The sequence below is a fragment of the Chryseobacterium luteum genome (assembly GCF_000737785.1).
Taxonomy (GTDB): Bacteria; Bacteroidota; Bacteroidia; order Flavobacteriales; family Weeksellaceae; genus Chryseobacterium; species Chryseobacterium luteum.
Genome location: NZ_JPRO01000001.1, coordinates 70,651 through 83,171 on the forward strand (window position 1 = coordinate 70,651; position 12,521 = coordinate 83,171).

General features: G+C 38.9%; 8 protein-coding genes. 2 read left to right on the plus strand and 6 right to left on the minus strand.

Translation table 11 applies throughout. The annotated features are described in order from the left end of the window. Window positions 1-31 precede the first annotated feature (31 nt). The 6 genes from IX38_RS00310 to IX38_RS00335 form a co-directional block, all read right to left on the minus strand. Entirely contained in the window at window positions 32-2,266 is a 2,235-nt protein-coding gene (locus tag IX38_RS00310; RefSeq protein WP_034700788.1) for a GH92 family glycosyl hydrolase, read from the minus strand. Between the two features lie 128 nt (window positions 2,267-2,394). After that, a complete protein-coding gene (locus tag IX38_RS00315; RefSeq protein WP_034700790.1) occupies window positions 2,395-3,366 on the minus strand; it encodes a glycoside hydrolase family 130 protein in 972 nt (323 codons plus the stop codon). Between the two features lie 40 nt (window positions 3,367-3,406). After that, entirely contained in the window at window positions 3,407-4,693 is a 1,287-nt protein-coding gene (locus IX38_RS00320; RefSeq protein ID WP_034700792.1) for an MFS transporter, read from the minus strand. A 189-nt stretch (window positions 4,694-4,882) separates the two neighbouring features. Continuing rightward, on the minus strand, window positions 4,883-6,508 hold the full coding sequence (locus IX38_RS00325; RefSeq protein ID WP_034700794.1) for a SusD/RagB family nutrient-binding outer membrane lipoprotein: 1,626 nt from the start codon (window positions 6,506-6,508) through the stop codon (window positions 4,883-4,885). A 10-nt stretch (window positions 6,509-6,518) separates the two neighbouring features. Further along, window positions 6,519-9,461, minus strand: a complete 2,943-nt coding sequence (locus tag IX38_RS00330) for a SusC/RagA family TonB-linked outer membrane protein (protein WP_185097665.1) — start codon at window positions 9,459-9,461, stop codon at window positions 6,519-6,521. 408 nt (window positions 9,462-9,869) lie between these two features. Next, window positions 9,870-10,748, minus strand: coding sequence for an AraC family transcriptional regulator (locus IX38_RS00335; RefSeq protein WP_034700796.1), 879 nt, complete (start codon window positions 10,746-10,748; stop codon window positions 9,870-9,872). 473 nt (window positions 10,749-11,221) lie between these two features. Here IX38_RS00335 and IX38_RS00340 point away from each other — a divergent pair, with 473 nt between their 5' ends. Both IX38_RS00340 and IX38_RS00345 read left to right on the plus strand, forming a co-directional pair. Continuing rightward, window positions 11,222-11,638, plus strand: a complete 417-nt coding sequence (locus IX38_RS00340; RefSeq protein WP_034700798.1) for an OsmC family protein — start codon at window positions 11,222-11,224, stop codon at window positions 11,636-11,638. A 272-nt stretch (window positions 11,639-11,910) separates the two neighbouring features. Next, window positions 11,911-12,516: a TetR/AcrR family transcriptional regulator gene (locus IX38_RS00345; RefSeq protein ID WP_034700799.1), complete on the plus strand. Its 606-nt coding sequence runs from the start codon at window positions 11,911-11,913 to the stop codon at window positions 12,514-12,516. Window positions 12,517-12,521 lie beyond the last annotated feature (5 nt).

A 12,521-nucleotide genomic window follows, 5' to 3' on the forward strand; every position in this document is an offset into this window, starting at 1 on the left:
TAGTTTTTGTTTTCGTTACTTTTTTATTGATTTATTTTACAGGCTTATTTCCCATTACAAATTTCAGCTCACCTCCATTCATGATATCACTGTGGTTGATTTCCCAGCTTTTGAATTCTTTCCCGTTCAGGAATATTTTCTGAACATAGATATTCTTATCAGATATTTTGTCAGCTATTACAGTGAAGGTTTTTCCATTCTCCAGTTTTAAGGATACTTCAGGAAACTGTGGCGCACCAATAGCGTATACAGGTTTTCCTGGAGTTACCGGGTAGAATCCTAATGATGAGAAGATATACCAGGCAGACATCTGGCCGCAGTCTTCATTATTGACAATTCCGTCAGGTTTTGCCGCATACATATGATCGCGGATGAATTTGACCATTTTCTGGGTTTTGTAAGGAGCTCCTGCATAGTTGTACAGATAAGGAACATGGTGCCCCGGCTCGTCACCGAATCCCAGAGAGCCGATAAATCCTGAAATATCCACATGCTGCTCACCGATCATCTTAAGCTCTTCGGTAAAGGTTTTGTCCAGTTTTTCTTCAAATCCTTTTTTCCCTCCATATAAATTCATCATTTCATCGATCTGATGGGGAACAAAGAAATCATAAGCCCATATATTTCCTGAAACCCAATGCGGCTGAAGTTTTTTCCAATCGTTTAAAACAAAATCCGGTAAGAATTCTCCGTTTTTCTGTTTAGGCCAGAAATGATTATTTTCTTTGTTGAAGGTATTCAGAAAGCTCATCGACCGTTTTTTATACATTTCCGCCTCGTCTTTTTTTCCTAATTTTTCGGCAAGCTGCTGAATGCACCAGTCATCATACGCATATTCCAGCGTAGCAGAAACTGAAGCTCCGTTTTCTGATGGTGTATATCCTAATTTTATATAATCATTAAGGCCTCCGCCTCCATCACTGCTGCTCATCTTGTCTGTTAAGGATGCATCTTTCATTGCTGCAAATGCTTTCTCCTGATCGATTCCCGGTACGCCTTTGGAAATGGCATCCCAGATTACCGATACACTGTGGTAACCAAGCATACAGAAGTTATCGTAACCACAAAGTTCCCATATCGGCATATGGTCTTTACGGTCTGTATACCTGCTGATGAGAGAGTTGGCAAATTCTTTTGTATGCTTCTGATCCATAATGGTAAGCAATGGATGTGTCGCCCTGAAACCGTCCCAGTAAGAATAAGTGCTGTAATTGGTAAACCATTTGGTATTCATATTTTCCTGAGCGGCTACATAATCTCCGTTGGTATCCATATAAAGGTTGGGAGCAATAAACGTGTGATACACACCTGTATAGAAAATTTTTCTCTGATCGTCTGTTCCGCCCGTTACCTGGAATCTGTTGATCAGATCTCTCCAAGTGTTCTGGGCGGTTTCCTTAGCTTTTGCAAAATCTATGTTCCTGGCTTCGGCATCAAAGTTTTCCTGAGCTCCTTCCGTACTTACAGGAGATAAGGAAACTTTTACTTCAATGCTTTCATTTTCCTGCGTTGAAAATCTCACAAAAGCTTTAGCATCTTTGGCAAGAGCTATTTTTTCGTTTTCCTTTATTTTTCCTTCGGAATAAGTTCCATAAGATTTAAACGGCTTTGAAAATTCCATCACGAAATAAGCAAATCGTTTTCCGCCCCAGCCGTTGCTGTAACAGTATCCTTTGATCTTATTGTTGTCTTCTATACTTACAAGGGTGTGATAAATATTCCCGAAGATCTTATTGGTAGGATCAATAATGATGTTGGATTCTTCACTCTTTGGAAAGGTATATTTATGAAAACCTATTCTCGGAGAAGCCGTCAGCTCAGCCTTAATTCCGTAGCTGTCCAGCATTACTGAATAATATCCCGGTGAAGCGGTTTCTTTTTCGTGGCTGAATGTTGAACGGTAACCGTTTTCCGGTTTGTCCTCGGAGCCCGGAAGCATTTTTATTTTTCCGACGGTTGGCATCACTAAAATATCTCCAAGATCTGCCCAGCCTGTTCCACTAAGGTGATTATGACTGAATCCCATGATGGTTTTACTGCTGTAATGATACCCGGAACACCAATCCCAGTCACCGCTTTTGGTATTCTGATCCGGACTGAGCTGGATCATTCCAAAGGGTGTAGTCGCTCCGGGAAATGTATGACCGTGCCCTCCTGTTCCTATGAACGGATCTACCCATGAAAGAACATCATCCTTCCGCTGCTGGGCATTTCCGGCATGAGAAAACAGGATTATTGATAAAAATATAAGCAGTTCTTTTTTCATAATCATAATAGGAAAATCTTAAAAATTTCTCAAGATAGGGGTTTATTTAACAATATAAAAGCCATCATACCGATTTCAACAAGCGGGAAAACAAGGTTAACCTGCACATTTCTCATATTTAATCCGTTTTAAAGCGAATTGTTTTTCATAAAGTCAATAATTTCTGAAATATATCCAAATGCAATAGCGACCACTGTATCGGCTGCTCCATAATACACCGTCACCTTATCTCCTTCTGAAAGTGCAGCGCACGGGAAAACCACATTGGGAATATCTCCGGTAAGTTCATATAGTTCAGCCGGAGCCAACAGATAGGGTTTTGTCCTGTACAATACTTTTGACGGATCTTCAAGGTCCAGCAGTGACGCCCCCATAGAATACCGGAATCCTCTGCAGGTATTGATCACGCCATGATAAAAAAGCAGCCATCCTTCTTCTGTCTTAATAGGAACAGGACCGGCACCTATTTTTGTACACTGCCACGCACTGTCTTCAAACGGAGCAACTTTCATTACGCAGCGGTGTTCACCCCAGTATTTCATATCCGGACTGTAGCTGATATAAATATCCCCGAAAGGTGTATGTCCATTATCACTCGGTCTGCTCAACATAGCATATTTACCATCTATTTTTTCAGGAAAAAGAACACCGTTCCTGTTAAAGGGAAGGAATGCATTTTCACATTGAAAGAATTCTTTAAAATCAAAAGTATACGCAATTCCGATCGTAGGGCCATTATATCCGTTGCACCAGGTGATCCAGTAGCGGTCTTCTATAAAAGCAACGCGGGGGTCGTATTTATAATCTGATTCTATCATTTCGGTATTTCCGGCTTGCATGTCAATAGGATCGTGGTTGATCTCCCAATTGATTCCATCTTTACTGAAACCTGCAAAAATGTTCATCTGCACGGCTTTGTTATCGCAACGGAAAACTCCCGCGAACCCATCTTCAAAAGGCACCACCGCACTGTTGAAAATGCTGTTGGATGTAGGTATCGCATATCTGCTGATGATCGGGTTTGCAGCGTAACGCCACATGATATCACTGCTGTTTTCCGGACGATCCTGCCAAGGGATCTTTGCTGGTTGAAATGTCATAAAGTATTTTTACTTTTTATTTTAATTATTTAATAAATGATTAGTGTTCCTTTGGTTTTTCAGAATATGAAAACGGAACAAACAGGGTGACAATAAAAGCCGGTATGGTGGCAATCAGGACCCAGATGAAGAACATTTTGTATCCTATCCAATCGCTGATCATCCCGCTGAACATTCCCGGAATCATTACACCGAGGTTCATGATACCGGTTGCGAAAGCATAATGGGCAGTTTTGTGCTCTCCGGGTGCTATCTGCTGCATGATGTAAAGCATCAGCCCTACAAAACCGAATCCGTAGCCAAAATATTCGACTACAACGGCAATACCTACCGGAAGCAGTTCTGCCGGCTGAAAATATGCCAATAATGCATAGACTGCAAATGGAATATTAAAGGCCGAACAAAGCCAGATCAGAGATTTTTTCAGTCCTCTGGCTGCAATGAAGTAACCAGCAAGAACGGATCCCAAAATAAATGCGGCTGAACCGTAAGTCCCGTAAATAAGTCCAATATCTGAGGTCGATAATCCTAATCCTCCTGAAGTTCTTGGCGCTTTGAAAAACAAGGGGGCAATCTTTATAGCAAATCCTTCCGCAAAACGGTAGAGAATAATGAACAGTACCGCCCACATGATATTTTTCTTTTTGAAGAAAGAAGTGATGACTTCCAATAGCTCTTTGCGGACATTCCCTGCTTTTCCGGTTTCTTTTCCCTGTTTATTTTCTTTCGGCAAAACAGCGTAATGGTAAACCGCTAAGGCAAAAAACAGAAGGCCGTAAATTCCCATGATGATCATCCAGGCATTGGTAACTCCCTTGGTTTTCTCCAAAACTCCCGCGAAATATACCAGAACCCCACTGCTGATGATCTTGGCCAGATTGTAGAACGCTCCCTGCCATCCTATATATTTTGCCTGTTCTTTGTTGGTCAAAAAATTGATGTAGGTACCATCTGCTGCTATATCATGTGTTGCTCCACAAAAGGCCACAACGGCAAAAAGGGCAATGCTGTATTTGAAAAAATCAGGCATCGGTAAGCTTAGCGCAATCAGGGCGAACAGAATTCCTATGGCAAACTGAGTGGCTACCACAAAGAATTTTTTTGTTTTATAGATTTCCAGAAAAGGGCTCCAGAGAGGTTTTAAGGTCCAGGAAAACATGATAAGAGCCGTCCAGAATGTGATCTTAGAATCTGAAATACCCATGTCTTTGTACATAATCCCGGAGACCGCATTAATGGTTACAAAGGGAATTCCCATTGCAAAATATAATGTAGAGATCCAGAAAATCGGTTTTACCGAACGAATTTCAGAGCTGTTGTTTCCCATGTTTAAACTAAAATAGTAAAGAAAAGAGAGCCTCCCAAAAGGATCATTCCGGATTGAAACGAAACTAAAATTGAAGAATTCTGAAACAAACGTTTTAAGAAATTTCTCCTTCCGGAATGAAAAAAAACCAAATTAAATCTAACTTTTGAGACGGCCTCTTTATCTTTATAATTGATCTGCTTAAAATTATTACTTTTTATCCCACCATAATTTGGTTCCGCCTGTATCAGGACCTCCGATATATTGTAAAGCCTGAGCATAATTCAGCGTATTATTTCTGTATTTGGTCGGGATAGGAATTCTTCTGATCATGGCATCGGTGCTGATGGTTCCCTGACTGTCATTCAGAACATTTTTAAAAATAACAGGATAGCCTGTTCTTCTTTGTTCTGCCCATGCTTCGGAGCCGTCAGGATAAATAGCGATCCATTTCTGGGTCATGATCCTTTCTAATTTTCTTTCAAAAGAATCACCTTCGTTCCATTTGATGGTAATGGTACTCAACATCGGGCTTCCTGCCAGAATACTGTTTGAAGAATTTTTAGTGTCAATATAAGGAGCTTCTTTGGAGACTGCATCATCCGCATAAGTGGCATAGGCTGAGCTTTTGCCCCATTCTGCAAATGATATTTCAATGCCTTTATTGTAATCTGTTCCTGCATCTCCGGCTCCGGCATAACCCCTGATGGCGGCTTCAGCTTTCAAAAACCATACTTCAGCAGCGGTAAATATTTTATTTTTTCCATTACTTACAGAAAAATAATCTCCACTTGCAGCCGCAGCGATAGGTTGTGAAAAGTCTCCATAACGGTCTTTACTTCCCCCCATATCAACGCCCTGCCTCACTCCGATATATTGTCCTGCTACAGAAGGATCGGTGGCAGGTTTAGCATAAGCAGATCTTCTGGGATCATTAAAACCGTTCATAAATGCCATTAATGGTGCTCCTATCTTACAGTCTCCCCAGGAATAGATAATATCACTGAGGGGAGAAGCTGCTCCGTAATTGACCAAAGCATTTGAAGAATTGTCATCAATAAAGCCTACCGGGGAAGCTAAAGCCTGTTCAGCATACACTCTGGATTTCCCCGGATCTGCATAGCTGATCCGTAAAGCATAGCGCAGTTTAAGAGAATTGGCTAATTTTGCCCAATTGGCAGAACTTCCTCCAAAAACCAGATCGGATTTCTTAAGGACTGCATTATCTTCTATCCCGATACTTGTCTGAAGCGCAGATATTGCCAGATCCAGATCAGTCACAAAAGAATTGTAAGCCTCCTGCTGAGAATCAAAATCTGTGATTCCTGTAGTGGTATTCGGATGCTCGAATTTACTATAAATAACGGGACCGTGCGCATCTGATACTTTTTGAGCAGCCATAATTCTTAATATGGAAAGTACTGCCAAAGAGTGCGAGAAATTAACACCGGCATAGTTTTTTACCGCTATGGTTTTAAAGTTTTTATACTGTTGATTCACATCCTCAAGCTGGTTCATCATCACTCTTTCGTTCCAACCGTCCATCATGAAGTAGGTGGTATTGTTTCGTCCTCCATTGTAAGGTGTTGCGGTACTGAATAATCCGCTGTACATATCAGCATTAAGGTTCGTCTGCAGCTGATAGATCCAGTTGGTCTGGCTTTGAAGATTTCTTTGCATTTGCTTCATTGGGTTTGTAAGCAATAAGAAATCGGCATTAAGCTGTTCTGTTCCCAGACCTTCAGAGCTTTTTGAATCTATTTCTGCAAAGTCACCGGTGCAGCTTGCTACGGAAAGAAATAAGGCAGATGCTGCAAGTAGTATTTTAATATTCATTTTCTAAGTTTTAAAAGTTAGCTTTTAATGAAAAACCAAGCGAACGTGTAACAGGCATTCCAAACATATCAACACCTACACCTCCCGGATTCACGCCAGATACCTGTTCCGGATCGAATGGAGCTTTCTTGTATAAAAAGAAAAGATTGGTTCCGATTACACTCATCGTGATATCTTTAAAATATTTTGCATTAATATTGAAAGTATAAGATGCAGATGCCTGTCTTAGTCTTATTGTAGTTGCATTGTAAATATAGGCCTCATTAATTCCATCACTCCCGCCTACTAAATTATAATAAGCATGTGCGTCCGTGCGTCCTGTGTAAGCTTGCCCGTTTGCATAAACAGCATTAGAAATAAGGACACCACCTGCGTCTCTGGCATCAGCTGTGGCCTGGCTTACTCCATATTTATCATTTAATGTCTGGGTCATTCCAAGTACTTTTCCTCCGAATTTACCATCAATAAGAAAATTTAAATTGAATTTCCCGATGTTGAATGAATTACTGAAGCCAAGCATAAATTTAGGATTGGGATTACCCAGATATTGTCTTTGATTAGGATCTTTTGACGGCAATCCATTCTCATCAACAACGATTCTTCCCTGTCCGTCTCTTAAAAATACAGTTCCGTAAAGATCTCCAAACGAACCTCCTTTTTTTATCACATTGAATCCTCCTCCGTTCAGTGTAAATAATTTTTCGGAATCAGGATAAAACCCGGAAGGAAATACTTCTTTGATTTTATTTTTATTGGCAGAAGCATTGACTGTAGCCGTCCATCCAAATTTCTCGTTATTAAATACTTTATAGGACAAACTGGATTCGAAACCTGTATTTTGAATTTTACCGGCATTGATATCCCATTTCCCTATGGTAGTGGTATAATATCCTGTGGCATCTACTCCTTTCAGATATTGATCTGTTGTTAAAGAATTATAGTAGGTAATATCAAAACTCAGCTTGTTGCTGAACAATCTAAATTCTGTTCCGGCTTCAAAACTTTTATTTTTTTCCGGTCTTGGAAAAAGAGAGGTAAGCTCAGGATAAAGGCTGATATCTACAGGGGATGAAGTATAAGTCCCGGTAACAACACCGGCATTAAAGATAGGCTGGGGTAAAGTAGAATTAGGATCCAATGCATTTCCAACAGTTGCATATGAAGTTCTCAGTTTCCAGAAATTAATAAAGCCTGGAAGCTGAAATATTTCATTCATAATACCATTAACCCCAATCGATTCATAATCAAAAGATCTGTTAGGTGCGCCTGCCAGTGTAGAAGACCAGTCATTTCTAAAAGTAAGGTCCAGATAAAGCATTTTTTTGTAACCGAAATTAGCGCTGGCAAAAAAAGACTGATCTCTTCTGTTATAATTGGTAATGGTATAATTCAATCCATTTCCAACGGTTCCTTCTCCTGAGCTGTTTCCCCAATCCAGGTTATTCAATGCAAAAAGATTGGCAATAAACAGCTTATTGTTTTCTATGTTGGTAACTGTTGTCTTAGAGTCCGAAACACTTCCCCCAACAGTAAAATCCAAACTGAGATTTTCGCTGATCTTAGGATTACCTACCAAAATGAAGTCGCCGTAAGATGATGTCCTTTCAATGGTATTCTTATAAATTTTACCATTATTGGTTCCCCCAAGAACAATAGGTAAAGAGAAGACCGCAACATTACGCTGACTGTCAGAATTAAAATAATTATAATTACCCCTTACCTTCGCTACCAGCCAATCATTTATAGTATAGCTAAGAGCAGCTGATCCATAAAATGTTTTGTTCTTCGTATTAACAGGATTTTTATTAAGTATCCAATACGGGTTTTGAGAGTTCTCGCCGTTGAAGCCTCCATCCGGCTTTATTGCCCACCAGTTCTGTGCGGGAAGATAGCGTGTCTGGTCAAAATAAGTATAATGATCCCCACTGTAATTATCAAAATTAATTCCTCTCGGAAACCAATAGATATTATTAAGTGGTGAAAAATAAGTTCCTGGGGTAAGTCTATTTCTGGATTCCTGCAAAGATGCCATTACATTCGCATCCAAAACCAGCCTGTCCTCTAAAAACTTACTGGTATTTCTGAAGTTAAGATTGTACTGGTCAAATGTAGAAGTCGGAATTACCCCTTTGTTTGTGGTGTTTCCCAGAGAAAAAAAGCTTGAAGATTTATCATTTCCCGCCTGGAAAGTGAATCCGTTGGTCCAGGTTATCCCTGTATCAAAAAAGTCTTTCACATGATCCTTAGAGGCTCCTTTTTCACCCCAGCTGTCTTGCGATCCGGTAGTTCCGGTAGATGCATCATAAGGCGTTGTCTGAAGATAGCTATATTGTAATTCCGGTAAATTATACACCTTATCAAAAGTAAGACTCGAAGTAAACGAGAGAAGGCCTTTACCTTTTGCTCCGGTTTTCGTAACAATCAGGACAGCTCCATTTCCTCCCGCAGCTCCGTATAAAGCTGCTGCAGAAGCTCCTTTCAGGAAATTGATACTTTCAATATCTTCAGGATTGATGGTACTTAACACATCTCCCGTATCAGGCATAGATGCAAAATAATCAACATTTGGGCCCGTTGTTCCTTGAGTTCCGGTATTGTTAATGATCGGAATACCGTCAATGACATATAACGGCTGGCTGTTTCTTGTAGATTTATCTCCCCTCATGATAACCCTCACCGATCCTCCGGCACCACCATTGGTCTTATTGATCTGTACATTGGAAACCTTTCCATTGATGGAATTCAAAAGATTGGGCGTTTTTACTTCAGTAAGCTCGTCCCCTCCAATTTGCTGGCTCGAATACGTTAGCGACCGGGCCTGCCTCTTTATCCCCAAAGAAGTAACAACCACCTCTTCTATTTTGGTTGTTTTAGCAGTATCTGCCTTTTTTGCTTCCTGTGCGTAGGCCGATAATGAAATAGCTAATAAAACCGGTATAACAGTTTTTCTCATAAGGTTTAGTTTTATTAAGATTTATGGAGAATCAACTACATTACCTTAATATTATTTATGGTATAAAAACAATATTTACCTTCCATTTCTGCAACATTTTGTCCTATACACACCAAATAATTAAAGTTTTGTTAAGATTTAATTCATATTAGCAAATCTAAATTTTGTTCACAGTCAGATATAATACTATTTTATCATAAAACGATATTATTTTTTCAGCTGTTTTTTAAAACCTGTATTTATGTACTGATATCCAGCATACTACCACGATTTCCGACTTATAGATTTGATGTCATATTTTTTTCAATATTGCCTGGACTGCGCGTGTCATATATTCATCAAAAAAAATCCGGATAAAGCTATCCGGATCATGAGAATATAAAATGTATCTCCTTCATTTAAAATATATTACTCAATTTTTTTCACTCCTTTAAAAAGTTCTTTAAATTCAGTAGGTGTTGTTTTTTTGATGGATTTAAAAACTTTGTTGAAATTGGCAATATTATTAAAGCCAGCCTCAAATGCAGTCTCAAAAACGGTCAGATTTTTCTCCATAAGCCACCTTGCCGCATAGCTTATTCTTATTTCATTCAGATAATTCACAAAAGTTTTGCCCGTTCTTTTCTTGATGAACCTGTTGAAAGTTACACTGCTCATATTGATCAGCGAGGCAGCATCATGAAGTGTTATTTTACTTTCAAAATTCTTGTGCATAAAATCATGAACGATCTTCATTTTGTCATTGTCTGCAAAAGTTTCAAGTTCTATGCTGTAAGAGGATAAAAGTGTTTTGTCTTCAGCAATTGCCAGCTCATTAAGAATTTTCATGATCTCAATGAAGGACTCAAAACTGTTCATCTTGGATAAATTGAGGAATGAATCTTTTAGTTTTTCAGCGGTTTCCTGTGAAAATAAAATCCCTTTGATCGAATCCTTCATCAGGTTGCTGATCGGTTTCAGAATATTTTTATCCATCATAGACTGATTAAAAAAATCCTGGTTGAACTGTACCGTGATCTCATGGGTCTTCTTATTTTTACACTTATGGTTGGCCCAGCAGTGCGGAAGATTGGGTCCTACTAAAACCAGTTCGATATCGCTGATTTCTCCGGTGTGATCGCCGATCATGCGCCGGTATCCCTTTCCTTTACTGATAAAATTGATCTCCACTTCCGGATGGTAATGATACGGAAAGTCAAAAGATGCCTTTATACGGTCAAAAACAAGAAAGCTGTCCTCGGGAGATAATGGAGTTATTTCTCTCAAAATATTTTCCAGCTTGCTCATCGAATTTTTGAAGAAATTAAAGTTATCATTCTGTACGGTAATTTTTGCAAAATTGATAAAAAACCACTTAACTAATGTATAATTTTTATTTTTTCTGTGTTTTTCATTAAAAAAAATGAAATGAAAACCGAAAATGAAGTCTAAAATGGATAATAACAGCCAATGGGATTCTATAAAATCAAGCCAGCAGGGAACGGACTTATATTTATTTATACTGTTAAAACCTTCTTTTTTGTATCTTTAAACTAAAGTAATTGTATGCAGCAACAGCTTATTTTTGAAGACCACCATAAAAATATGGGCTTGAAATATTCTCCGAAGAAAACCTGGAGACCATCAACGGAATTTCATCCAGATTACTTATTGGGAAAAAAGTACAATATTTAAGTCTTTTTATCCATTGATTCCGGCTGGCAGCCACTTTATCTTTGTATCATTAAAAAACAACATATTAAAACAATAAAACAAACATTATGAAACGTAACGCAACAGCCGTTTGGAACGGTAACATCAAAGAAGGTAAAGGACATTTAACTACTCAAAGCACTACTTTAAACGAAACCCAGTATTCTTTCAACAGCCGTTTTGCAGACGGAGTTGGGACAAACCCTGAAGAATTGCTGGCAGCAGCACATGCGGGATGTTTCACAATGAAACTGAGTGCAGAGCTTTCCCAGGCAGGCTTTACTCCTGAAGAGTTAAAAACAACCTCTGTGATCACCCTTGATCCAAGCATTGGAAAAATCACAAAATCCGAACTGACTTTAACGGCAAAAGTTCCCGGGCTTTCAGAAGAAGAATTCCAGAAATATGCTAAAATAGCAGAAGAAGGTTGCCCGGTAAGTGCTGCTTTCAATTTTGAAATTACTTTGAATGCTACTTTAGCTTAATAATATTCAAATTTATTTGCTAAACCATTAAGGTTGTTTAAGTTTTTAACGAAGTTAAGAGAATATCGGAATGATATTTTTAAAGACAATGTCTTACATCCGCCGCCGGATTCTTAATTATTCTTCACTGCTTAAAAAATCTTAATGGTTTATTTTTTTGCAGATCACACGGATTACGCAGTTTTTTACCTGACATAAAAAGCGAATGATTCTAAAATAAAATATACCATTCGGTATATTTTTGTATATTTGCATTGAAATTAAATACTTAAATGTCAAAAGCAGAAAAGACCAAACAATTCATTATTGAAAAGACAGCTTCTTTGTTCAATACCAAAGGCTATATGTCTACGTCTTTATCTGACATCACGGAAGCAACCGGACTGACCAAAGGAAGCATTTACGGAAACTTTGGTAATAAAGATGAAGTGGCACTTGAGGTTTACAAATACAACTCCAGCCTTTTGTCAAAGAGTATGGCCAGGTCTCTAGGAGATGAATTTCCAACCACGATTGATAAATTAAACGCCTTTGTCAATTTTTACCGTAAAAGCTGGAAAGCCGTATTTGAAAGCGGAGGCTGTCCTTTGATGAATGCAGCCACTGAAGCAGATGACACCTTCCCCACACTGAAAAAACAGGTTACCCAATCCTTTGAAGGATGGATAAAAAAAATAACAGACGTGATTGCAGACGGGCAGAAAAACGGAGAAATAGACCCGGATATCAATGCTGACGAATACGGAGCCCTGTTCATCATGGTCGTCGAAGGCGGAATATTACTGGCCAAAACAACAGAAGAAGAAAAATACCTGCATCTGGCTTTAGACCGGGTATCATTCATGATCGATAAAGAATTAAAAATACTTCCTTCATAAAATAT

Excerpts from the sequence above, each read along its gene's own strand:
- IX38_RS00310 (WP_034700788.1), bottom strand. The coding sequence starts at position 2,266 with ATGAAAAAAGAACTGCTTATATTTTTATCAATAATCCTGTTTTCTCAT.
- IX38_RS00315 (WP_034700790.1), bottom strand. The coding sequence starts at position 3,366 with ATGACATTTCAACCAGCAAAGATCCCTTGGCAGGATCGTCCGGAAAAC.
- IX38_RS00320 (WP_034700792.1), bottom strand. The coding sequence starts at position 4,693 with ATGGGAAACAACAGCTCTGAAATTCGTTCGGTAAAACCGATTTTCTGG.
- IX38_RS00335 (WP_034700796.1), bottom strand. The coding sequence starts at position 10,748 with ATGAGCAAGCTGGAAAATATTTTGAGAGAAATAACTCCATTATCTCCC.
- IX38_RS00340 (WP_034700798.1), top strand. The coding sequence starts at position 11,222 with ATGAAACGTAACGCAACAGCCGTTTGGAACGGTAACATCAAAGAAGGT.
- IX38_RS00325 (WP_034700794.1), bottom strand. The coding sequence starts at position 6,508 with ATGAATATTAAAATACTACTTGCAGCATCTGCCTTATTTCTTTCCGTA.
- IX38_RS00345 (WP_034700799.1), top strand. The coding sequence starts at position 11,911 with ATGTCAAAAGCAGAAAAGACCAAACAATTCATTATTGAAAAGACAGCT.
- IX38_RS00330 (WP_185097665.1), bottom strand. The coding sequence starts at position 9,461 with ATGAGAAAAACTGTTATACCGGTTTTATTAGCTATTTCATTATCGGCC.